At 42.9% G+C, this 24232-nt stretch carries 20 protein-coding genes; 9 read left to right on the forward strand and 11 right to left on the reverse strand.

Annotated elements, in window-relative coordinates; all coding sequences use genetic code 11:
* Nucleotides 1-149: 149 nt before the first annotated feature.
* The 6 genes from BJP34_RS10990 (at nt 150) to rph (ending at nt 7141) form a co-directional block, all read left to right on the forward strand.
* The gene (locus tag BJP34_RS10990) at nt 150-434 is read left to right on the forward strand and encodes an HU family DNA-binding protein (RefSeq protein ID WP_070392379.1); all 285 of its coding nucleotides are present in this window, start codon (nt 150-152) and stop codon (nt 432-434) included.
* Nucleotides 435-460: 26 nt separating this feature from the next.
* Entirely contained in the window at nt 461-1597 is a 1137-nt protein-coding gene (gene cobD, locus BJP34_RS10995; RefSeq protein WP_070392380.1) for a threonine-phosphate decarboxylase CobD, read from the forward strand.
* Between the two features lie 335 nt (nt 1598-1932).
* Nucleotides 1933-3441 carry a dihydrolipoyl dehydrogenase family protein gene (locus tag BJP34_RS11000; protein WP_070392381.1) on the forward strand — a complete coding sequence of 503 codons (1509 nt, stop codon included), beginning with the start codon at nt 1933-1935 and terminating at the stop codon, nt 3439-3441.
* Nucleotides 3442-3622: 181 nt separating this feature from the next.
* Complete coding sequence (locus BJP34_RS11005) at nt 3623-5131, forward strand: thymidylate synthase (protein ID WP_070392382.1); 1509 nt, start codon at nt 3623-3625, stop codon at nt 5129-5131.
* A 513-nt stretch (nt 5132-5644) separates the two neighbouring features.
* Complete coding sequence (locus BJP34_RS11010; protein WP_070392383.1) at nt 5645-6217, forward strand: deoxycytidylate deaminase; 573 nt, start codon at nt 5645-5647, stop codon at nt 6215-6217.
* 210 nt (nt 6218-6427) lie between these two features.
* Nucleotides 6428-7141, forward strand: a complete 714-nt coding sequence (gene rph / locus BJP34_RS11015) for a ribonuclease PH (RefSeq protein WP_070392384.1) — start codon at nt 6428-6430, stop codon at nt 7139-7141.
* A 157-nt stretch (nt 7142-7298) separates the two neighbouring features.
* Here the strand turns inward: rph and BJP34_RS11020 are convergent, their stop codons facing one another.
* The 3 genes from BJP34_RS11020 to BJP34_RS50375 all read right to left on the reverse strand — a co-directional run bounded on the left by BJP34_RS11020 (nt 7299) and on the right by BJP34_RS50375 (nt 9865).
* Nucleotides 7299-8102 carry a TPM domain-containing protein gene (locus BJP34_RS11020; protein ID WP_070392385.1) on the reverse strand — a complete coding sequence of 268 codons (804 nt, stop codon included), beginning with the start codon at nt 8100-8102 and terminating at the stop codon, nt 7299-7301.
* A 1175-nt stretch (nt 8103-9277) separates the two neighbouring features.
* Nucleotides 9278-9556, reverse strand: a complete 279-nt coding sequence (locus BJP34_RS11030; RefSeq protein ID WP_229424319.1) for an XRE family transcriptional regulator — start codon at nt 9554-9556, stop codon at nt 9278-9280.
* A 144-nt stretch (nt 9557-9700) separates the two neighbouring features.
* The gene (locus BJP34_RS50375; protein ID WP_202972088.1) at nt 9701-9865 is read right to left on the reverse strand and encodes a plasmid partition protein ParG; all 165 of its coding nucleotides are present in this window, start codon (nt 9863-9865) and stop codon (nt 9701-9703) included.
* Between the two features lie 198 nt (nt 9866-10063).
* On the opposite strand from BJP34_RS50375, the gene BJP34_RS36545 reads away from it, so the two are divergent.
* Nucleotides 10064-10249 carry a hypothetical protein gene (locus tag BJP34_RS36545; protein WP_229415285.1) on the forward strand — a complete coding sequence of 62 codons (186 nt, stop codon included), beginning with the start codon at nt 10064-10066 and terminating at the stop codon, nt 10247-10249.
* A gap of 101 nt (nt 10250-10350) precedes the next feature.
* The gene (locus tag BJP34_RS11035; RefSeq protein WP_070392387.1) at nt 10351-10722 is read left to right on the forward strand and encodes a hypothetical protein; all 372 of its coding nucleotides are present in this window, start codon (nt 10351-10353) and stop codon (nt 10720-10722) included.
* Nucleotides 10723-11107: 385 nt separating this feature from the next.
* On the opposite strand, the gene BJP34_RS11040 is transcribed toward BJP34_RS11035, so the two are convergent.
* The 7 genes from BJP34_RS11040 to BJP34_RS11065 form a co-directional block, all read right to left on the reverse strand.
* Nucleotides 11108-11590 (reverse strand): hypothetical protein, encoded by a 483-nt coding sequence (locus tag BJP34_RS11040; protein WP_070392388.1) that lies wholly within the window; start codon nt 11588-11590, stop codon nt 11108-11110.
* 6 nt (nt 11591-11596) lie between these two features.
* Nucleotides 11597-11836, reverse strand: a complete 240-nt coding sequence (locus BJP34_RS11045; protein WP_070392389.1) for a hypothetical protein — start codon at nt 11834-11836, stop codon at nt 11597-11599.
* Nucleotides 11837-12026: 190 nt separating this feature from the next.
* Nucleotides 12027-15746 carry an NB-ARC domain-containing protein gene (locus tag BJP34_RS11050; protein ID WP_070392390.1) on the reverse strand — a complete coding sequence of 1240 codons (3720 nt, stop codon included), beginning with the start codon at nt 15744-15746 and terminating at the stop codon, nt 12027-12029.
* Nucleotides 15743-15865 (reverse strand): hypothetical protein, encoded by a 123-nt coding sequence (locus BJP34_RS48680; RefSeq protein ID WP_267876537.1) that lies wholly within the window; start codon nt 15863-15865, stop codon nt 15743-15745. Before BJP34_RS48680 ends, BJP34_RS11050 begins: the two co-directional genes overlap by 4 nt.
* A 1220-nt stretch (nt 15866-17085) precedes the next feature.
* The gene (locus BJP34_RS11055) at nt 17086-17664 is read right to left on the reverse strand and encodes a Uma2 family endonuclease (RefSeq protein ID WP_070392391.1); all 579 of its coding nucleotides are present in this window, start codon (nt 17662-17664) and stop codon (nt 17086-17088) included.
* Nucleotides 17665-17691: 27 nt separating this feature from the next.
* Nucleotides 17692-20280: a UDP-forming cellulose synthase catalytic subunit gene (gene bcsA, locus BJP34_RS11060; protein ID WP_070392392.1), complete on the reverse strand. Its 2589-nt coding sequence runs from the start codon at nt 20278-20280 to the stop codon at nt 17692-17694.
* Nucleotides 20280-22775: a cellulose biosynthesis cyclic di-GMP-binding regulatory protein BcsB gene (locus tag BJP34_RS11065; protein WP_229424320.1), complete on the reverse strand. Its 2496-nt coding sequence runs from the start codon at nt 22773-22775 to the stop codon at nt 20280-20282. The genes bcsA and BJP34_RS11065 overlap by 1 nt, the downstream gene beginning before the upstream one ends.
* A 398-nt stretch (nt 22776-23173) precedes the next feature.
* Between BJP34_RS11065 and BJP34_RS39310 the strand changes: the two genes are divergently transcribed.
* Nucleotides 23174-23497 (forward strand): hypothetical protein, encoded by a 324-nt coding sequence (locus BJP34_RS39310; RefSeq protein WP_149030904.1) that lies wholly within the window; start codon nt 23174-23176, stop codon nt 23495-23497.
* Between the two features lie 417 nt (nt 23498-23914).
* Here the strand turns inward: BJP34_RS39310 and BJP34_RS39315 are convergent, their stop codons facing one another.
* Nucleotides 23915-24169 carry a hypothetical protein gene (locus BJP34_RS39315; protein WP_149030905.1) on the reverse strand — a complete coding sequence of 85 codons (255 nt, stop codon included), beginning with the start codon at nt 24167-24169 and terminating at the stop codon, nt 23915-23917.
* Nucleotides 24170-24232: the final 63 nt, after the last annotated feature.

Consider the following 24232-nt stretch of genomic DNA (forward strand, 5'->3'; position numbering starts at 1 on the left):
CTGAAATCTATATAAATTACAGCATTCAACGATCCATATCGGCATTGCAAACATTAGAATAATGCAGTGAAACCTCGAAGCTGCTAGTGTTGCAGCGATTTTTTTGTTGAAAACCCTGGTTGGATGATCTGAAAAACAAGGAGATTTGCATGAATAAGGGTGAATTAGTCGATAAAGTGGCGGAAAGAGCTACTGTAACTAAAAAACAAGCCGATGCAGTCCTAACTGCTACGATAGAAACGATTATGGAAGCAGTGTCCGAGGGTGATAAAGTCACCTTAGTGGGCTTTGGTTCCTTTGAATCCCGGGAGCGTAAGGCTCGTGAGGGTCGCAATCCCAAAACCGGTGAAAAGATGGAAATTCCGGCAACTAAGGTTCCCGCCTTTTCTGCTGGTAAGGTTTTTAAAGAGAAAGTGGCACCACCCAAGGAGTAATCCCTGATTCAGTCACAAACTTGTCCTTGAAACGACCAACTCACGGGGGGAATTTAGCCTGGGCAGCAGCACTGGCTAACTGTCCTCCTTCCTTAATTCTTGATTTTTCTGCCAGCATCAATCCCCTTGGTCCCCCTAAAAGTGCGATCGCAGCGATTGAGTCTGGGCTCAATAACCTGGTAGCTTATCCTGACCCCAATTATGCTGAGCTGCGGCAGTGTTTGACGCAACTGCATCCAACCCTGCCCCCAGACTGGATTCTTCCAGGTAATGGCTCAGCGGAATTATTAACTTGGGCTTGTCGCGAGCTATCAGAACTAGATGAAACCTTGATCATTACTCCAGCATTTAGGGACTACCAACGGGGACTGAAGGCATTTGGAGCAAGAATTAGGGAGTGCCCCCTAATGAGGGAACTCTCGACACCTAGTGTCAGATGGGGAGATGGGGAGATGGGCAGGGAAATTGATTCTTTGATGCCCTTACTCCCTGACTCCCTTACTTCCTCACTTCAAAAAGAGGGGACTCGACAGGGTTTGCTGCTGAATACCCCCCACAATCCCACAGGTCAATTGTTTACCTCAGAAGCAATTGAGGCTTATCTCAAGCAATTTGCTTTAGTGGTTGTGGATGAAGCTTTCATGGATTTCCTGCCTCCTGACCAGGAGCAAAGCCTGATTCCTTTAATTGGGGATTATCCAAACTTGGTAATTTTGCGATCGCTTACCAAGTTTTACAGTCTTCCTGGACTAAGACTAGGTTATTGCATTGCCCACCCTGAGCGACTCCAACGTTGGCAGGAGTGGCGAGACCCTTGGCCAATAAATACCTTAGCAGCGGCAGCCGCAGCGGCAGTGGTTCAGGATAGAGCATTTCAACAGCAAACCTGGGATTGGCTAGCACCAGCGCGTAAGCAACTGTTTCAGGGACTGGCTAAGTTACCTGGTCTTCAACCTTACCCCAGTGCAGCTAACTTCTTGCTAGTCCACTCAGAAAAATCCACGTCACAGATCCAAGCACAACTACTCCAACACCATCGGATTTTGATCAGAGATTGCCTAAGCTTCCCGGAATTAAGCGATCGCTTTTTCCGGGTCGCTGTACGTACACAGGCAGATAACCAACGCTTACTAACAGCTTTAGACGCTATCTTGATAAGTTGAAGGTTAGAAGGTTGAAGGTTAGAAGGTTGAAGGTTAGAAGGTTGAAGGTTAGAAGGTTGAAGGTTAGAAGGTTGAAGGTTGTTCCCGTAGCGTGGCCTATTGGCCAAGGTTGAAGGTTAGAAGGTTGCTGGCCGTAGGCGTCTGTTGTCGGATAGGTTAGTTAGATGCTTGTTCCCGTAGCGTGGCCAAAAGCCCAAGGTTAGAGCCTGAAACCTGTAACTTTCAACCTGAAACCTGTAACTTTTAACCTGAAACCTGTAACTTTCAACCTGAAACCTGTAACTTTCAACCTGAAACCTGTAACTTTCAACCTGAAACCTGTAACTGTTGCACGAATGACCGTTGAATATGACCTAATTATCATTGGTGGCACTCCTGCTGGTGTCTATGCTGCTGTTGCGGCTGCTGGTTTAAACGCTCGTGTGGCTCTGGTAGACCCTCAGCAAGGAAAAACTAGCTGGCTAGCACAGGGGGCGATTTACACCAGAGTATTAAGTGAGATGGGGCGTAAGCTTGAGCAGATGCGTGACGCTGCTCCATGGGGTATTTATGCTCAAATAGCTGATTCAACCGAACCAGACATTTCACAGACCGGGTTTTCATCCCTACAACTAACTGCAGTGATGGAATGGGCTAATCTGGTGGTTGCCAACTGCTCAGAACAGAATTCTCAAGCTATTTTAGGTGCTTTAGGGATTGATCTAATCACCGGTGAGGGGGAATTTTGCCGACTGCCTCACCTCGGTTTTGTAGTCAACAGCCGACGTTTGCGGTCTCGTGCCTACCTAATCGCTACTGGTTCTCGCCCAGTTATTCCTGATATCGAAGGGTTACAGACCATAGACTATTTCACACCAAACGATATCTGGCACAAAGTGTTTAAGCTTGGAAGCTTGAAGGGTGAACAACCTTCACTACCCAAAAGCTGGGTAGTAATTGGGGATGAGCCTATTGCTCCAGAACTAGCTCAGACCTTAGGTAGACTCGGTTGTCAGGTAACGTTGGTGGCCAGTACTACCCGTATTTTGTTCCAGGAAGACCTAGAAGCATCTAGGCTTATACAAGCTCAATTAGAAGCTGAGGGAATTCGAGTTCTGACGGATAGTCCAGTTGATCAGGTCAGAGAGATTGACGGGAAAACCTGGGTTCAGGCTGGTAATAAAGCCATTGAAGCTGATGCCATTTTACTGGCTACGGGTGAGCAACCCCATGTGGAATCCTTAAATCTAGAAGGGGTTGGGATAAAGTACACTCAGCAAGGTCTTCAGCTCAATCAGAAGCTACAAACGACTAATCCCCGCATCTATGGCTGTGGCAAAATGGCTGGTGGTTATCCCTGTGCCCATATTGCCCAGTATCAAGCCAGCATTGCCTTGAAGAATGCATTGTTTTTCCCCTGCTTTAAGGTGGACTATCACGGGATTCCCTGGACCATCTTAACTGAACCCCAGTTAGCACGGATCGGTCTGACAGAAGTAGAAGCTAGAAAGCGCTATGGTAAGAATCTATGGGTGATGCAAGACTATTTCAAAGAGTTAGATCACGCTCAGCTCCTGGGGCAAACCACTGGGTATATCAAACTGATAGTGCAGCGCAATGGGACAATTCTAGGAGCAACCATAGTTGGATCACAAGCAACGGAATTAATTGGGGAAATTACCCTAGCGATTCAGCAGAAAATAAAATTGGGTGTGTTGGCAAATGTCTATTATCCCTATCCCACCTTGTCAGAGATTTTTAAGAAAACGGCAATGGAGTGGCAGCGCCAACGAATTAGTCGTAATCAGACTTTAAAAAACTTTCTGGAAGGCTTCTTTAACCTACGCCGTAGTTGGTCAAGGTAACTAACTTAGGATTAAATCCTGCTTTCCTCTATCCGTTAAATGCTGGGCATTATAACGGGATTATTTAGTGGGGATAAAGATAAGTGTTGATTACCATTACCTCAATCTTAAATATTTAACATTTAAAATATAAAATTTAACAGTCAACATTCAAGCTTCAACCTTCAACTTCTGCATTAAAATGACAGCAATCACTAAACCAACTCAATTCCAATACAAACCCCTGCACAAGCCTAACCAACTAATTTACGGTACAGGTCAAACGGCGGTGATTACGGGATGGACGATCAAAGACGCGATCGCAAAAAAGTTAAACCCTTCTGAGTTTGCTGTGGTCGGACAGTTATACAGTCCCACCCGGGGAATTAGCCTGCTCATTCGTAATCTCCTCGCTAATCCCCATGTCCGCTACTTGGTCATTCTCAACGCTACGAAGGAAGACCGCAATGCTGGCAGTGGGACTTGCTTGCTGGACTTTTTCCACCATGGCGTTGAAGAAGGGACTAGTGATACTGGTCGTCACTGCTGGGTGATTCGCTCTTCTATCAAAGGGTATATTGACATGGAGATTCCCTTAGTAATACTAGAACAACTCAGAAGAGAACTTTCTGTGGTAGAGGCTGATTCGATTACCCAAGCCGTTAGTCTGGTTAAGTCTTATGGCTCCAAAACTCAAGAGCCCTGGGGAACACCATTGGAATTTACCATGGCCAATGATGTCGAGGAATCTGGCTTTGTCCCCCTAAAACCAGGACCGCGCTACGGACATCGCATTCAAGGCCGAACGATAGCTGAAACTTGGGTTAAAATAATTCATCGCATTAAAAGTACCGGCACAATTCGGCCCACGGGTTATGACGGATATTGGCAAGAGCTAATTGATTTAATCGCAGTAGTAACGGAAGAACCTCCTGAATTTTACTTTCCTCAGCCCAATTATTTACCATGCGATCGCGACTTTATCCAAGAATACATTCATCAAATCCTCGACGACGCACCCGTAGTAGAAGGAGTGAAATATACTTATGGTCAACGTCTACGTTCTTGGTTCAAACGTGACCAAATCGAGCAAGTCATCACTAAACTCATTGGTGAAATCGATGCAGCCAGTGCAGTGATGTCCCTATGGGATGTCAAAGACCATGAGAAAGGGGGTAGTCCTTGTCTGAATCACATCTGGCTGAGAGTTGTGGATAATGAATTGTCCCTAACTGCCACATTTAGAAGTAATGATATGTTTAGCGCGTGGCCAGCTAATGCCTTTGGACTCAGAGCACTACAGCAGTATATTAGAGACCAAATTGGTAAGCGCGGGGGTATTCAATTAAAAATGGGACCGCTGATTACCGTTAGTCAAAGTGCTCATATTTATGATGATTGTTATGACTATGCTAATCGGATTATTCAAAATCACTATCAACAAATTATCAATTCAGAACAGAAACAGTATGCTGATCCCATTGGTAATTTCTTGATAGAAACCGAAAATACTGATATTATAGTGAAGCAGACAACCCCTGGTAGCGGGGAAGTAATTGCTACGTATTCTGGTAAAAATGCCATGAGTTTATCTATAAAAATTTGTAGTGATAATCCTTCAATACAACCTAGTCATGCGGTCTATTTAGGAATAGAATTAGAAAAAGCTATGATAGCTATAAAAGAAGATAAAACTTATCACCAATTATAGCATTTTTAATACTTATGATAGACAAAATCCTGGGTATTAAGAATTAGGGAGTAAGGAGTGACCCATGGTAAAATTGACTGTACTTAATGACTAGGATAAGTTATTGATAAGCAGTTATTGATAAGCATCAACTATAGATAACCTAAAAAACGAGTTTGGTGTAAAAAATAACCAAAGATAGTTTGGTGAATAGTTCTTGGTAAGATAAAAAAATTATAGCAACCACAGTAAAGGTTAAGACATGTTTATATTTACTGTTCTCTTTTACCTTCTCCCTGTTCACTTAAAAAAGACGATGATAGTTTATGTCATCAACTAAACTGACATTGATATAAAATTGATCATTAACCCCTTTGGGTAATTCAAAATTCAAACTTCAAACTTCAAAATAAATAAAATCAGAAATTTGTAATTAATTAATTATGGGTAAAAGCCCCCACTGATGGTCATTTTGAATTAATAATTTTTAATTTTGAATTGGAGCGAAGCGACTTGACAACTTTAAAATTACCAATGACTAATGAAAGACCAAACTGGGATGAATACTTTTTAATGATGGCTAAGCTAGCAGCTACTCGCTCAACCTGTTTAGCCTTTCCTGTAGGAGCAGTGATTGTTAAAAACAATCAGATTTTAGCAACAGGTTACAATGGTCCCCCATCTGGCTCAAGTCATTGCACAGCTCAGGGATACTGCTATCCTGGACTAAGTAGCTGCGATGCGTCTCGTACCATGCCATCCCGAGCTGTTCATGCTGAAGCGAATGCGATCGCGTTTGCAGCCAAACATGGTATTGCCACTGCTGGAGCCAGTATTTATGTCACCCTAGAACCCTGTGTCTCTTGCTTGAAGTTAATCATTTCAGCTGGCATAAAGAAAGTTTTTTATGAGACTATCTTCAATAGTGGAGAGAAAGCTCTAGTTAGAGATCATTTTCTGAACGACGGCTTAGTTAGCCTCACCCAAATCCAGTTAAGTGAAGAAACAGCTAAACGATCAGCTTCATTTCTCCTCAATCCAACATCTGTTACTAAATTGTCGGACAAAATTATTGAAAACAATTACACAATTATTAACAGTGACTAACTCGATAATATAGCAATTATTATTTTGGTATTGAGAAATGCTATATGACCAATTACCAATTATCGATATACCATTTTATAAGTGATTAACTGGACTTGATATAGGGTACCTATATCACTAAATCAATTGTGATAATTTTTGTTCCCTACTCCCTACTCCCTACTCCCTACTCCCTACTCCCTACTCCCTACTCCCTTTGCTACATAACTTATGTCTTGGCAGCGTCCTGATCACCGACAACCGGATCAACTACGTCCGATTTTGTTTGAGCGAGAATTTACCCGCTATGCTCTTGGTTCCGTCCTAGCTCACTGTGGTGAGACCAAAGTACTTTGTACCGTGACGGTTCAGGAGGAAGTCCCCCGATTTCTCAAGGATACTGGCAGCGGCTGGCTAACCGCTGAGTATAGGATGTTACCAGGAGCAACACCGGAACGCCAAAGACGGGAACTTCTCAAGCTTTCGGGTAGAACTCAGGAAATTCAGCGGCTAATCGGACGTAGTTTACGGGCTGCTGTTGATCTCAAAGCCTTGGGCGAGAGAACCATTACGGTAGATGCGGATGTTCTACAGGCGGATGCAGGTACCCGTACTACTTCCATTACTGGGGGATATGTTGCTCTTGCGGATGCTGTGGATAAACTGCTTAAAACGGGAGTACTAGAGCGATCGCCTTTAATTCACCAAGTTGCTGCTGTCTCGGTTGGTTTATTGGAAGGTGAGCCGTTTTTAGACCTCAACTATCTCGAAGATGTGGCGGCTGAGGTGGATTTTAATGTAGTGATGAACGATCAAATGGGTATTATTGAGGTTCAGGGAACAGCCGAGTCAGGGGCTTATACTCGCCATCAACTCAATCAGTTGATGGATCTAGGAGAAAAAGGTATTAAGGAGTTGTTACAGGCACAGCATTACCAGAAATAAGTGCTGAGTGCTGAGTAATAATTGTCGCGCTTCACTTTTGAGATTGGATTTCCTTCCCGTAGCGTGACCTACGGTCAAGCTATTGGTCAATCATCGTGAGGGCGCAAGCCTTGCGCCCCTATATTGCTGCCCTAGAATAGGGCTCCTGCAATAGGTTTTAAGTTTCTGGGGCTGATGATTCACTAATAACTGGTGACAAGTAAGCCACAACCGCACCGAGAACGAAACCAAGAATATTGCGCAATAGTGGTAAGAAATCAGAGGTGCGTGTCACTACAGGTCCAATACCGAAGGCAATAAACAGAATACCCCAAAGTGGGGACAAAATTAAAGCCCATTGCCAAGCGAAAACCTGATCCTGTTTGCGGGGAATAGCAGCAAATCCACAAATCACTCCTCCGACAGTAGAAGTAATTAGGGTCAGAATCCACTGTTCTCGTGGTAGTCCAGGTACCACCCGACATCCCCCTTGGCGCAGGCATTGCTGGACCGTATTTAGGGCTTCGATAATGGATTGGTTTTCGCCATTGTCCCGTACAAAGTAGAGATTACCAAATCGGGTTTGCAACTCTACCCAAAATGTACGAGGAAGGAATTCATACAGGGCATCACCCACGTTAAACCCTAGGATATTCCCTCCTCGGGCGTCAGCAATCAGTAACATACTTTTGTCGTTAAGTCCCCAAAACTCTTTGACTGCCCGACCAGGGGTGCGGTCATATTGGGTCAAAACTCGGAGTTTCCAGCCAGTTTCCTCCTCAAAGCTTTCTAAATCTTCGACTAGTCTCTGCTCTTGAAGCTCTGGAATAAAGTTCGCTAAATCAATGACTGGTGTTTGAACCTCGGGCAGTAACTCAGGATTGTCGTAAGCCTTGGCCTCAGGAGCAATCGCCCACATAGAACAAGCTAGGAACAGTGCTGCGAAGGATACTAAAATTCGTTTTGGAAACAGATACTGCATAGTTATTTTCAATCGGCAATGGACAGTATGCTTATCTTTTAGATAAATAATCAAGTAAAACTAAGCATTTCTTTACACTTGTTTACTTTATTCTAATCTTGGTTGCGATCGCAAAATGTTCGATCTTGTACAGTAAAGGGATCATTGACAGGGGTAAGTTTCTGAGCTCAGGGTCAAACAGGGAGTATGGATAATGTAGGGTATATGAATGGTATGGGATAATAGAAGGGGGTCTAGATTGGTTACATGTTGAGTTGCCAGAACTATCCCCAGTTAGCGCCTGGATTCCATCAGGTGGTGATCAACAATAAACCTGTAGAATTAGAATCAGAATTAGGGGTTAAATTAAACAGTATTGTAGAGGATAAAATAGCCAGGTAATGTAAGCTATCAGCCGTCAGCCGTCAGCCGTCAGTAATTTGCGTAGCATGCACGTAGCTTATAGCTTACCAACTCATGGATTAATTACTTGGTAAAATCTGGAACAGTATTACTTTTAATAGCGCTTATAATATTGCTTATAATAAGTTTATATAATTATTAATTAAAACTTAAATTTAATTAATAATTAACCTAATTAAGAGATATTTGTTAAAGTAAATATCAAGAAGTCTTAAAACCTTGCTATGATTGTATTTTAGGTATTAAATTTTTCAATCTTCATAGTTTATATAAAACCTTATTTTACAAGGATTACAGCGATTTTACAAATCAGATATAAGGGTACGAATTGATATTTTGATTTGTTAACCTCAGTTTTGGATAGTGGTGATTGAAGCGAAACGAGCAGAATACTCTTTAAAGGTAGGGATACCACAAGCTCTAGCTTATATGTTGGCTAATCCTGAGCTACAAAAGCCTGCTTTCGGATTTGTGACTAATGGTGGTGAATTTATTTTTCTGAAAGCGATGCAGCGCGGTCTTGGGGGTTTCCCTCATGAGCGACTGCATCAAGACACTGATTCGACAAGATAAACTGCAATATGCTTTTTCTAATCAGTTCTCTCTGCTGAATCGTGGCAATGATCTATATACTGTCGCGAGAATATTAAAACACTTAGGTCAGTTAGTACGTCAATGACTGAAAGCTTATAGCTTTCAGCTTTGAGATCAACAAGGAAGTATAGCGCTTTCAAATCAAATGTGAAAACGCTATAGTAACCATTGAAGAATTTTTAATTGCCCCCAGCGGTACTAGGTGCTCCAAATTCGCCTGGCAGCTGATTAATGTGCTCAATCCCTAGTCGTTGGCACAGCAATTTCAGTTGCCGGAGGGTTGGTCTAGCCTCAGTCCTACCAGAGACCCAGCGCTGGTTCGCACGAGGAATACCATAGTAGATAGCTAATTCGTCTTGAGACAAATTGGTGCGTTCAATTGTTAGAGCCTCCAAAGGTGAATCACTACTGTGTTTGCGCTTTTTACTTTTCTCTGTCATAGTATGCTGGCTCAGCATAGTTTTCAGGCCAGACTTAACAGGATTATAGTAAGGCATCAAAATCAGATACAACAACAGACATTGAAATGCGATTCGGCAAAGCCGACGCTGCGCGATCGCATAAGCCTGTCAATCTATTACCGCTAAGGTTTCAGGATTTATTCATGTCTCCTTGTCTCCGTGTATATATACACCATTTTGGTCAAGCCACTTGTCAATTAATTCATTGACAACATCGCTCATGTCCCTGTCTTGCATAACACAAGCTGCTTTAAAGTTCTTTTTTTTATCTTTGGATAGATAAACCCGTATTGATTCTTCAGCCACTGTCCTACTACCAGTAAACAACTTTACTCCATTCTGGCATCAATGATTTTTTTTACAAAATTTATAAATTTATTTTCCCAGGAATGAGGTAGGATAGGGAAAGCCAGCGCGCCGAGCACTCATAGTTCATGCGCTGGCTAATACTCCATTGTTCAAAGGAGATAGCTCCATTATGGCTTATCTACAAAACCTCCAGCCTTGGGCAGTGACCCGCCTTCCCCAACCCAATGGGTAATCATCGGTCGCTACTGCACTCGCTCTGATGCAGAGGCACACCCTCAGTTATGGCGTCAGCGAGTCCCTGATACCCAATTTGAACTTGTCTTTGATTTGCCCGGTAGCAAAAACTATAGGGATTTTCCTCTTGATCAACTCACTCATTAATTTAATATGGGTCGGTTGTGAATTGTTAATTGTGAATTGTTAATTGTGAATTGTTATTTTCAATTCACAAAAGAATAACTCTACAATCCCTACCTGTAACAATGACCAATTTATTTCGGCGACTCAACCCTGCTAAGAAATTCCGGATTACGGTTTACATGATAGCTAGATTACTGAAAATTTCCTATCGCCTGATCGTGCGGGTAGAATTTTGGAACTATGTAATCTTTGTCCATCGCCGTGATCGAGGTGGACAATTTATCAGTTATCGGAAATTATCACAATGGCAAAATGCTGTCGCTTGCCAGATTCAACAATGTACTACTTTGCCAGCACTGAAGCAATTGTGGTTTTCTATTGAAACAGACTGCCACCAGTACTCAAAGCAGTATAGCCAAAATTATTACCATTTTATATGGCCAATTTGGAGAAAACAATGGGATAGGCTTTGGCAGCAGGGTAATGTCCCATAATCCCTGTGAGAGTTGTTTGATTTCCATTGAAGCAATTGCTTTGACTAATTAGGAAACACTTTTAAGCGATGCGACCTAGGAGCCGCCAAAGGCGATTGGCCGTAGGCCACGCTACGCGAACGCATAACTTTATCCATAGTAAACTAAAGGTAAAAATTGAGTATAGGAGCGACTGTAGAACTATCTGCTTAGTTGGCATGTCTATTGAACAAGACACATAAAACTATAGGGATAACATTGATTCATTAATCATTTTGACCATCTTTTGCTCACGAATAACTTAGTGAAGACCAAAAGGATGCTGAGTAAATAACAAGCAGATGAAATCGCCCAATATATGGATTGAGGCTTGCAATTCCCATGATTTTGAAAAAATTCTTGCCCACTATGACCAGAATATAGCGTCAAAAACCTCACGTCTAACCCTGAAATTAATGCTTATAAGCCGTTGATATAGCTCCTCTAAATTATCTATTATTATTTTATGCTCTAGTTGTAACTTTCTAATTACTGCCAAAGTCCCCTTAACATTTAAACCTAATCGTATTGCCTGTTTTCTAGCCGCAAAATCATCCAAAATAATATAATCTGTTTGTAATTCTATCCCTAAAGCAATAGCTTCTGACTCTCCCTGTCCTAAACGGTCATTAAGACGATTGGCTAAAGAAACTAATTTTACCCCTTTAACCATTAATTGATTATTGGCAATCAAATTATCAATATAAGCACTTGCTTCATCATTCTTCGCATTAATTTCTTCTTTGACAACTTGCGGTAAATAAAATTTATCCTCAGACTCAATGAACTGCGTCAAAAAATCTAATCGTGCTAGAAATATCAAAGGAGAAGAATTAAATACAATTTTCATCTGGAATCACCAGTTTCGTTCAATGGTTATATCTTCAGAAGATAGGTAAGAAAACTCAATTCCCATTAAATCCAAAATTTTTAGAAAAACTTCAGGTTCTATTTGCATTATTTCTGCTGCTTTCTGTAAACTAATTAGTCGAGAAACTAAAGCTCCTATGACAAAGATAAAATTTTCTTTTTGCCCCATCTCCTGAAACAACTGTACTTCAGAAGCAATCGTTTTGAACATTTCTTTGTTACTCATGTTTCTTACTCCAAAAAACTAATAAGCTGTTGTGCATTTAAACTGTATATTTTTTAAATAAAATCACAAAATTTAAATAAAATCAAAAAAATAGATTCCAGTTTCCTTTTGCCTTTTGCCTTTTGCCTTTTGCCTTTTGCCTTGCTAAAACCCATTTAATATGCATTAAAGCTTACCAATCTTCTTGACATCAACTCAGCGCCCCCAACGCTTCCAGTGCTGACTTCTGTGCTAGGGTCAAACCGGTAACCCCTGTGATATTCATACCTTGGTAAGGTCGATCAGGAATCAAGGTTTTAATACACTGACCTGTGTTAGTATCCCAAACTTTAATAGTCCCATCATTACTGCCACTGGTAAGCCAATAACTGCTCACTTGTTCTTGATCAGATCTATCCTGATGATCTTGATGTTTTACAGGACTAAACCCAATCGATGATCGTACTGAATTCCGATGACCGTGTAAGCTTCTCAGATAGTTACCCGTACTTGCTTGCCAAAGCCTAACGGTTTGATCTAAGCTACCACTGGCAATCAACTCACCATCAGGACTAAAGGCGACAGACCAGACACCTTTACTATGGCCTCGTAAAATCCTGACACATTCCCCAGTCCTAACATCCCAAATCCGAACAGTTTGGTCTCCACTGCTGCTAACTAGGCTTTGGCCATCAGGACTAAACGCCACCGATTGTACCCGACTAGTGTGACCCTGTAAAACCTTCAGACATTCACTACTCCTGACATCCCATAAGCGTATGGTTTCATCTTCACTACCACTGGCTAGGGTTTGACCGTCTCGACTGAAGGTAACAGACCAAATCCAACTGGTGTGACCCCGTAATATCTTAAAACATTCACGAGTATTGACATCCCATAACCGGATGGTTTTGTCATCACCACTACTGGCAAGAGTCTCACCAAGAGGACTAAAACTAACCGATTGCACCCAATAGGAGTGACCGCGCAATACTTTCAGGCATTGACCTGTACTCACTGACCACAAGTGTATGGTTTGGTCAGCGCTGCTGCTAGCGAGAATTTCACCATTGGGATGAAATGCCACCGAAGTCACCCAACCGGTGTGTCCCTCTAGTCTCTTTAAACAGTTATCACTACTGACATCCCACAACCTGACCATGTTATCAGTACTGGCACTGGCTAATTGTTCACCATTGGGACTGAATACTGCTGAAAATACTGAATTAGTATATCCTTGTAGAATTTTAAGACATCGACCTGTGTTGCTATTCCATAGACGTACGGTTTGGTCACTGCTGCCACTAGCTACGGTTCGACCATCCCGATTGAATGCCACTGAAAATATCGAATTGGTGTGTCCTTGTAGGTAGTTCAGGCATTCACCACTGCTGACATTCCACAGTCTCACCGTCTGGTCATCACTGCCACTGACTAGGGTTTGCCCATCGGCACTAAACATCACTGACCGTATTCTGTCGCTATGGTTAGTTAAGGTGTTGAGACATTCACCTGTGCATGGATCCCACAATTTAATGGTAAAGTCAGCACTTGCACTGGCTAACATCGCACCATCGGGACTAAAATTAACTGACCAAATCCGATTAGTATGACCATGACAGATCTGGCGACATTCACCAGTACTAAGATCCCACAGTCTCACTTTCTGGTCATCACTAGCACTAGCTAGGATTTTACCATCTGCACTAAACGCCACCGAAAGGACTTGACCGGTGTGTCCCTGACATACCTGACGGCATTCACCAGTGTTTACGTCCCAAAGCCTCACTGTTGATTCATCACTACCACTGGCTAGGGTTTTACCATCCCTACTGAATGCTACTGACCAAATAGAACTGGTATGGCCTTCTAAGGTTTTAATACACTGACCTGTGCTGACATTCCATAGTTTAATCGTTTTGTCACTACTGCAACTGGCTAGGGTATTACCATCAGGACTAAAGGCCACAGACCAAACCCAACCGGTATGACCTTTACAAATTAAAATTGGCTTACCATTCTCGACTTGCCATAAACGCAACTGACCTTCCACATCTCCAGTAGCTAAAAGCTTACCATCAGGACTAAACGCTACCCCAAATACTACTCCTAAGGTTTTAGTAAACACTGACTTAGATAAATCGGAGTGAGCGAAATTGACATCTTGTAAATCCACCCCTTGTAGATAAGCTTGCCAAATGGTAACTCTTGAAAAATCATAGCCTTTTAAACAGATTTGCTGTTGACAAAGGAGATTAATAATATTTCCACCAGCGTAGCCAATGGCTAAGGCAGGTTTGCCTCGAAGCGTGTTGAGAATCTGATTTAGATGGGTTTCTAGGTTACTCTTACCCGTTAAAGCAATCTGTAAACGCTCTACAATGGGTTTGATAATGAGACGAATTTGAGTATTTCTAAGATAATCTTTGGTCTGAGCTTTGAGGATAGCATGAGTCCTAAATAGGGATTTTTCCCAGTGATTAGTGTTATTAATGGCAGTTACACCAGCAATAATGTCTTCACAGATTTGCTCAACCAAGCGTTCAGTTATGTATTCCATCACCACCGGTTGTAGGGAAAACAGAGACGCTTTTCTTTCCACAAGCGATCGCTGTTCCAAGGATTCCAGGGTGTCGATCAGTTGTTGGGGGGGTACGGGGGGAAATATATCATTTCGTAAGTCAGCAAATGAGGCTTCTTCTCGATTGATGGCGAGCCAAAAAATTACTGTTCGTTCTGGAGCGCTTAATCGGGCAAAATGCTGATCCAAAAGATTTTTAATATTCCCAAATATTATCGCATTTTGCTTTAAAAATTCCGCAATATTACCGGCGAATAATTTATGAATTGTTGTCGCCACAATTTTTAGAGCTAAGGGATTACCAGAATAGCCAGTAATTAAATGATTCCATTCCTTTTCTTCCCCTTGAAAAGACCCGATAATATTAAATATTTCTTGTCCTTCAGCGGTTTTTAACCCAGTTATTTGTAGGGAGCGAACAGGTAGCATTTCTGCTTCTAGCAGTCCAATTTCTTGAGGCTTCTCCCGAGAGGTTAGTACTAAGCAGCTTTGATGGGAGGTTTCCCCCCAGCGTCTCAACAGTTTACCGTATTCTTCATATCCAGCTCGATAATTTCCAGCAGCATTGCTTTGAGCTCCCCCTTGTAAAATTGTTTCCATATTGTCGAGAACTAGCAAACAACGGTGGGAGCGTATATCATTCAGCAGTCGGGAAATTTTTTTGTCTGTAGTATCTGGTAAATCAATGTCTTGCTGATTGGATAGAAATCTCAGCAACTGAGTCAAAATCTCTGATAGGTCAGGAGCATTACGTAGGGAGCGCCAAATAACAAACTCAAACTGGTGTTGGAGTTGTTGGGCAAGCTTGATGGAGAGGGAGGTTTTGCCCATGCCGCCCATACCTAACAAGGCAACTAGCCGACAGTGTTCGCTCAGAATCCATTGCTGCAACTGGGCTAGTTCTGATTGTCGTCCATAAAAGAAACGAACATCAACGGCTTCTGACCAATCGTGACGTGGTTTTGCGTTCCCGTAGCGTGGCCTTAGGCCAATCCCATCGGTTTCCTCGGTCGAGTCCCCGACTGGGGTTGTGGTTTCTTGTGTAGTTGGCTGTTGGTTCGAGGATCTAGTTTCCTGTTCACTGCGCCACCGTCGTTCGATCGCTGAGCGAAAGTTCTTTTTACTGACTTTTTCCCCCAAAGCCTCTGAGAGAAGTTTCCACAGCTTCGGACCGACATCATGTTTCAGGTAAGTCGGGGAATAGCCATAGGTATCTGCAATCTTATCATAACTCTGACGCTTCCAGGACCAAGATGCCTCAATTAACGCTTGCTGTAAATCAGTGAGATGATTCCCCGATTTGGCAAACACTAAGGCATTGGCGAATTCCAGAGCGTCTTCAAGGTTCATAGATAGCAGTTGTCAATGGGGTGAGGTACTTTCATTATGGGTTGCGCGGGAGTAGGGAGTAGGGAGTAGGGAGTAGGGAGTAGGGAAAAAATCCTGTGTACCTCATAGTTATGATACATGCTATTGTGTTTTGATTATAGTTTATTCTGCTATATAATGTTGTTATTTATTTATCTTGTTATTTACCAAAAATTCTGGGTTTAAAGCCCCGTCCTTCTAGGACGGCTTTTAGTTGAAAATTATCTCGCGCCAGGGTATAATTAAAACATGAGTACAGGCTGAAAAAACCGTAGGCTGAGCCGGGAGAGAGACCCGTAACTTATCGACCTAGAAGAAGTAATGCTCGGAGGGCTTGAAGTTACCGTAAGTAGAGGGTCGCCAATGAGCGTCGGCAGGTTATGCAGCATAGGGAAAAGGTTTTGTAGTAAGGCGACCCTCTACTAAGGTTTCGTCTCTGGTAAAGTCCTCCTTTCTTGATGCAGTCGCTCATGGGGGAAACCACGGCAGTCGCTCATGGGGGGAACCCCCAAGACCGCGCTGCCTCCCCAAGACCGCGCAAATCACGCTAAAAACCCAATCATCAACTAAAAATTGGTGTGTGAACCCAGAAAAAATCACGGTTTGAGATAACACGGTACGGTGGGGTTAGAAGTTACCGTAAGAAGAGTGGAGCCTTTAAGGGTTACAGGCTATGCATAAAAGAGGTGCGACCCGTGGCGAATTTAATTCGCCGAACGCGCCCCGCGTCTCCTACGGAGAACGGAAAGCGCACCTTTGGTTAAAACTTTTTTATTAAGGCTCCACTCTTCTAAGGTTTCGTCTCCGGCACACCGAAGGTGAAAAGGAAGGGAAACGGACTTTTTAAGGCACTTCCTATTAAGTAATCAAACGCAATCGCGAGAATCGCCCTCTGGGTCTGTTGTGAACTGACTGGAAACTTGGTCAATACGGGTTTTTGGTTTAGGCATTGTCTAATTTTTGGCGGCGTCAAAGATTGGAACATAATGGTTTAAGGTGGCTCGTTGATCTAGGAATCCCCGCGTCTTTAGACCGGGGAGTGTCAATAATAGTTAAGGTCGTAGGTGTTAGCTTTTAAAGCTCAGGGGGTGAGACAATAGCTGCAAAAGCTGATTTGGTAAAGAGTGCAGCAATTTAAGCTAAAAAAAATTGGTCTAGTTATCTCAATCAGACCAATCCTAATGACAATGTTACCAGAATTTTAGCAAATACACTTTAAATTAAGGCAAAAGGCAAAAGAAAAGAATAAAGAGGTTTTGAAGCGAATCAGCGTCAAAAAAAAACCGTATCTCATAAGTGCGATAAACGCGCTTAAGTTAGCCTATTTCCAAATCAACTTCAAATCCAATCGGAAACCGGGTAATACTTCCTCACCAGAAATAATCTGGGGAGATTGTAGAATTTCTTTTGCTTTACCAGAGCGGTATATCTCAACCTGTTGATTTTGATAGTTAATCAACCAACCGAGGCGACAGCCATTATCCATATACTCCAGCATCTTGTTCTGTAGAGATGTCAGAGAATCAGTTTTGGAGCGCAATTCAATCACAAAGTCAGGACATAGAGGTGGAAAGCTTTCTTGTTCCTCAAGACTAAGGCTGTTCCATCGGTCTGAGCTAACCCAAGCTGCATCAGGAGAACGTCCTGCTCCATTGGGGAGTTGAAAGACAGTAGAGGAGTCGAAAACTTCCCCAAGTTGGGTCTGACGATTCCAAGCTTGCAGTTGGTAAGTTAGATCAGCATTACGCCTACCGGTATTTCCTCCTGTTGGGGGCATAACAATTAGTTCTCCATCAGCAGTCAGTTCCAACCGCAAATCCCGGTTAGCTGCTGCAATTTTCTCAAATTCCCGATCGGTTAACCTCAGGAGTGGTCGCAGGTCAAGAGTTAAAGGGTTCATGTTCCCTATTCCTTGTTCTGTTTACTATCAATCTAAACTATTGAGAAGCTTTTCAATTTTGATCGCTTGCTGCTCTTTCATTGATTCTGGAAAACTTAACTCGATCCCAATGGAATGAACAGATCCGGTATCAACTGGCTCTATAGTTTCCACCTGAGCCAAAAAACTAATATCTTTTAAGTTATTCGATTCTTGAGTTACCAGTAAACTGACCATGGGTTTAGTCTGCTGCATGATATCGAGATTGGTAATCTGGCTGCCATCTAATTCCAACCGTAAATCATGAGTCCCAATTTCCGTTATTGTCGCGCTAACGGAATAGTTTTTCCAAAAATCCCAATATAATTGCACCGCCCCTTGAACTTTTTGACGTACCTTGGTCTCTTGAGCTGGTTGGAATTCACGGAAAACTCGTCTGAGACTCGTAGCAATAAACCTAAGGGATTGTAGAGGATGGTCGGTCTCAGATCGTCTCTGGGAATACCACTCCTTGACATCAGAATAAATAACTAACACCAGATCATCGTGCTGAGTAGGGGTGAGATTAATAAAATTAACAAATATCTTCACCTGGTCACCCATAGCAACTTCTCGCACCACCCGCCCTCGGACCAAGCACTTGTGTCCGTAGTCTCCTTCGATTTCCACTCTAATTTCATCAGGGATGTTGGGTAGGGTATTCAGCAGAATTTGGACGCCACTTTCACTAATATTAACGGTTTTACCGATCCAACGGTGGTGTGGAGTATGAATCACAGCCGTTAACTTCCTTGGCATCCGGTGGGATCGACGGAGTTGGGGTTGCTCGAAAGCAACTAGACAAGCAGCAATCAGCAGGATTAAGTTAAAGATAGACCAAAACACATTAACAATCACCGCTTGGCTATCCTCTGGTCTTAACCATAGCCACAGGGGTACAGTAAACAAGGCAGCAGTAGCCAGTGCAGCCACTAACACCAGGTACTTTACCGAATCAAAATCAAAGCTGCGCTTGGTAACATTCATCCCTTTATCTGTAACATTGAAAGACCCTAACTTAGGATTAATCAGAGCTAAGAGGGTAACAATTCCCGCCTGGAATGACAGGGCAAATTCAAAAATCTCGTTCCAGAAAGAAAAACGGACGTGCTTGTAGGGAATGTGGTTGGTCTGCATCGATAAGATAACGTGAGGCAGAGCATAGCACAAGGTTTCAAAACCGAGACCCTTAACCGAATTGATGCCAAATAATAAGAATAGAGTGGGTGCGATCGCATACATCAATCGCGGGAAGCCGAAGAAAAAGTGGGCTGTGGCACTCATGTAGCACAACCGTTGCGCCAGGCTCAAATTCACCTTCCGGTTGAACAAGGGATTTTCCAGGCGCAGAATCTGAGCCATTCCCCTAGCCCAACGTACCTGTTGACCGATATAGGCCGAAAATTTCTCTGGCGCTAAACCTGCCACCATAATCTTGTCGTAATAGACCGACTCGTAACCCTTTGAGTGCAGACGGAAGGCAGTATGGCAGTCTTCGGTAACTGTTTCGGTAGCAATCCCTCCGATTTCCATGACGTGGGTTTTCCGAATCACCGCCGCAGACCCACAAAAGAAAGCTGCATTCCAGAAATCATTGCCCTTTTGCAGCACCTTATAAAACAGTTCATTACCCACAGGTATTCTGCCTTCTGTGAGCAGATTACGCTCAAAGGGGTCTGGGTTATAAAACCAGTGGGGTGTTTGGACAAAGGAAACCTTAGGGTTAAAAAAGAAGCCAACAGTTTCCTTCAATAAGCTTTTAGCGGGAATGTGGTCACAATCCAGAATAAGGACTAAATCTCCTTTGGTATTGTGAAAAGCCGTATTGATATTGCCAGCTTTAGCATGATCATTGTTATCCCGAGTTAGGAGTTCGCAGCCTATATCCTCACACATTTGGCGCAACTTTTCCCTACGCTCTGGATACTTTCTGCCATCATCAAGAACATAAACCGATTTTTTATCAGCCGGATAGTCAATGGCTACAGCCGCTAAGGTTGTTTTGCGGACAATTTCGATATCTTCGTTATAGGTAGGAATGTAAATATCAACGCTAAACCACTCCTCTTGGGGAATATTTTCTAAACTAACCGCTTGACGTTCTTTGATTTTTAAGGTTTGAAAGTACGCCAGAAATAAGGTGGCGATCGCATAGAATTCTGCTCCATACAACAGGAAGCAAAAAACGATATTCAGCCACCCTTCAAAATTAAGGGTATATCGAGTGCGGTAATAAAAATAGCGTAGGGTAGTGAAAACGCTAAGTAAAACCAACAATAAGTGGAGATATTCACTGGTTTTACGATTGGGTTTATCTTCCTCCATCTGAATAATCACCCGTCCCACCAGTAACAAAATTAAACCAAGCAACCCTTGTTGCCAAATTGGTGGGCGAGCAGTAATTAGAGGAATGAATAGTAATAGTAAAGATACAATTAGCAACAGCAATTGACGGCGACTTAGCCACTGTAAAATCTCGCCAAATATATAGGGTAAGTCTTCCACTACCCAGACTGTTAGTTTCTCTCGCTGTTGGGGTGTCGTCACCAAGCCTCTTTGACCCGGTTTTGACCTAATCTTTAAAAATGGAATAGTCATTAATTTCTATCCCTAGCCATTTTTTGTAGATAAAACTGAATAACCCCGTAACTAATCAGGGTAGCAGCTATAATAGCTGGAGCTAACATCAACCAACTTCTTATTATGAAGTTAAAAATTTGCTGAGTCAACTCAGGTTTTTCCATTTGACGCTTTCGCTCTTGCTGGAAAAAATCCATATTATAAGAATTTTGGTCATAAATATCGGGATTTTCCGAGTTAGCACTAATTAGTACCGTGTCTCCCTTGATTTGAGAGAATAGTGGGTCTTGGCTTAAGAAATCTTGGACTTTATCTAAGCCTTTTTCGGTTTGAGCAATTAGAGCAAGCAGCACCCGTTCTTTATTCCATGGCGAGATAATTTCTTTGATCACCCCATCATGATCAGACCAGGTTTGAATCTGACTATCACTGCGCTGCCGTGTCAAGAAATTTTTTAATTTAAAGTCACCAGAGGAGAAAATTTCGGGAAACGGAAATTTATTTTGAGTACCAATTCCGACCAGATGATGGTCACTGCGTTCCTCAGTCGGTAAAGAGTCTTTGGTGTAAACTGATAGCTGGATTGATTCTGCTTTGCTTAACCGTCCCAGTCTGTTAGTGAACTTTAGTAATGTCATCAGTACACTGGTTGAGGGGTCTTTTGGTAGCACAATAACGGTATTGGATAAATCCTGAGGAGCAGCAAAGGGGAAACCAGTTTTCAGCAACCCCAAATCTGGGACTTTGGCAACACTGGTGCGCTGGAGTTCAAAATTTGTATCACTGTGCAATGTACCCCAAAGCTGTTGGTCAGTTACTTTGCTACAGGAGCGGCGTTCCCGAGCATCAAGACGAAAATCCACCTCGATTTTAGAATAGGGGTTGATTTTGTCAGTAGGCAGGGCAACCCTCAGGGACTCTCTAGTGCCACCATCGATGGAGGTTAGCTTTTTGCCGATCAGGGCAATGCCATCTAGCTTGACTTCCACTACTGAGGTTTTGGGATTAATTTGAGGGCTATAGCTATAAATTAGGTTCATATAGTTATCCCCCTCAAACTGATCATCGGGCAATGCCCGGAAGTCAATCGTAATGGGTGGGGAATCAGAACCCCTGACTGTGATATCCTCAATCGGTTGATTGTAGGGAGTTTTGAGGTCGCTGAGCTTGAATGTGGGTTCTAGAGGTAAATAGTCTGGCCAATCACGGGGTTCAGGGGTTGGCACTTCCTCTAGCTTTTCGACTAAGATCACTTGACTGGTAGCAATTTGACGGTCTTGGGATTGCACTAAAAACTGTACTGCTTTCGCCACTCCTTCTGGCCCATTACCCGTTGCTACCAATACTGCAGCTTCATTGCCAGGAGTGGTGGTTAACATTAAGACCCCGACATCCGGTGGTAAGGCTTTGTCCTTAGCATCGAGAATCTTATTGTTTCCTACAGGAAGGGGCAATTTCAGGGATTTGAGTTCTGGCTGTTGTTCTGGTGTGCCTATGATTACCAATCGATTACCAGAAAAGCGATTAATCCCCGCTCCACTTGCCTCTTTAACCGATTTCACCAAGGAGGTCTTCAGGCGACGATAATCCGCTAGCCTACCTAAGGAAGCTTGGAAACGAGCAGTGCTAGTTAACCAATTATCATCAATCTTCTTGGGCAACAAATAAGTAATTTGATTTGGTTCTAGACTAAGGTCATCAAAGATTGGGTAAGGATAGCGATTGAAGTCTAGAGCAATCGGTTGGGGTTCAAAATCAAAGACTATTTTAGAATCCGGCAGAATTTCTGTCCATAGGGAAGGATCATAGGGGTCTTGAGTACAGGTAGGAGAGTTATTCTGTAGCGCCGCAATTGTGATTTGGTTGTAGTTACGGAGTTGGTCGATCGGAATATTAAAGAGCACATTCCCAATTTCCCCCTCCTGGCGGTTGAGAGGAATACTGCCAACGCTAACACCATTAATTAGAACGGTAAGATTAGAGCGAGTGGCATAGAGCGCTGGAGAATGGCGAAAGCGAATCAAGGCTTTGACAGATTTGAGTTGCCAATCTCGGGGACGAGTAAACCCTAGCCGTGCCTCGTCATAGATCCCTCTTAAACTAAGACGAGACCCTACTACTGGGCTGCGATTGAATTCTAGGATGTACTTACCCGCAGGAGGAGCATCGATCTCAGGAGCTTTAGTTGGTGGGGAAGGTAGAGCAAAGGTCGGTTGAGATTTTTCCTTGAGTTCCTCGATGGTACTCTCCCGTAGGGTTTTGTTGGAATCGGTGCTACTGCCATCACTTTGGGCAGACACTAACGTTGTAGTTAACCCAATGGAAATACTACAGCTGAGGAATAATAGTAGGACTAAAGAATATCTAGGGAACGAAGGCCGAGGATGATCTGGTTTAGCATCGAACCTCCTGGAAGTAGAGGCTTGATTAGCGCCTTGGTGACCATCTGATGGCTGTGACCTAGGAGTTTTTTTGGGTAGATGGGCAAAAGCCTTGCGAAAAAAGGGTGTCATCAGCAGAAGTTTTAACTCTGATTACAAATTAATTTGCCGCATGGGATGTTTACCTCTTGATACAGGGCTAGCGCTACCTAATCCGGAGCAAGCTAGTTGTATTACCAGCGGTTGAATAAAAATCAGATACACCCTCAGATACACCCTTGACTGATGAGAATCGGGGAACGGAATCCTCCCTATGCCAATCTTTTCGATTGGCAAGCTTCCGCAGTCTTTGAGTTAAATTTACCACAGGCTTCTAGGACATTTTGCCTAGAATAAAAGTTCAGTAAATTTGCTTGACAAATTTTATTTTATATGCATTAAGGAAAATACCTGGATTGGTATCGGGTTTCCAAATAAATTGTAAACAGTGATTAGAGTTTTTTCAATTCCCAAAAATCTCTATATAGCTCTTGCATCTTGCATCTTGCCTCTTCCCTCTTGCATCTTGCCTCAGGAATTTGTTTACAACTCAAATACAAATCCGAGAATTTCTGTTCCCAGGGCGTGGGCTTTCCGTGATGGCGAACGCGCCCCGCGTGACCTACGGTCAAGGGATTGCTCGCCATCACGGGTCGCACCGCTCCCTACTCCCTACTCCCTACTCCCTACTCCCTCGGTGCGCTTTCCGTAGGCGAATTAAATTCGCCACGGGTCGCACCGCTCCCTACTCCCTTTGCTATTGTGATCCAGATCACACCAATCGGTCTGGAAAATCACTAAGGTGGGTGAGCTAAGTCCGTGAACTGGAATTATTGTGGACTGTAGTATATTCACATCAACTTTAAAGAAGTTTTAGATAACTGCTGGAGGAAATAAGTAATTATGACTAGTCAACAGATTCGCTTCGCTACTATCACCGTTATTGATATCGCTCTGTTGTTTAGCGCCCCCCTGTTAGTACAATTTATTTCTCGGATGCCCTGAAGGTCTTCAAAGGAAGCAGGCAGTGTCGAGTAGGGTTAAAACAATTTAAGCTACCTTGATAAATGAGGAAATAAGTAATTATGAGTAGTCAAAAGATTCGCTTCGCCACTATCACCGTTATTGATATCGCTTTGTTGTTTAGCGCCCCCCTGTTGGTACAATTTATTTCACGGATGCCCTGAGAGAGTTTCAAGAAAGCAGGCAGTGTCGAGTAGGTTTAACAAAATTTAAGGTACCTTATATAGTAAAGGGAATAGGGAGTAGGGAGTAGGGAGTAGGGAAGAAAAATTATCAAAATTTCGACACGGATTGCTATCAATATAATATAAAGGCCGTTGCGTCAGTCTCTGAATGAATAGGAGTAGAGTGGGCATCCTGGCCGCAGGAAAATATTGGCCATCCTGCCCGCAGGAAAATATATTGAAACTGGCAAGATGCCAGTTCCACCAAGATGCCCATTCCACAGGTGCGCTTAAAATCATTCCATTATTAAGCAACGGCATATCAAGCGCTATTTTATATAAAAACTGTTGTAAACTGAAAGT

The organism is Moorena producens PAL-8-15-08-1 (assembly GCF_001767235.1).
GTDB classification, from domain to species: Bacteria; Cyanobacteriota; Cyanobacteriia; order Cyanobacteriales; family Coleofasciculaceae; genus Moorena; species Moorena producens_A.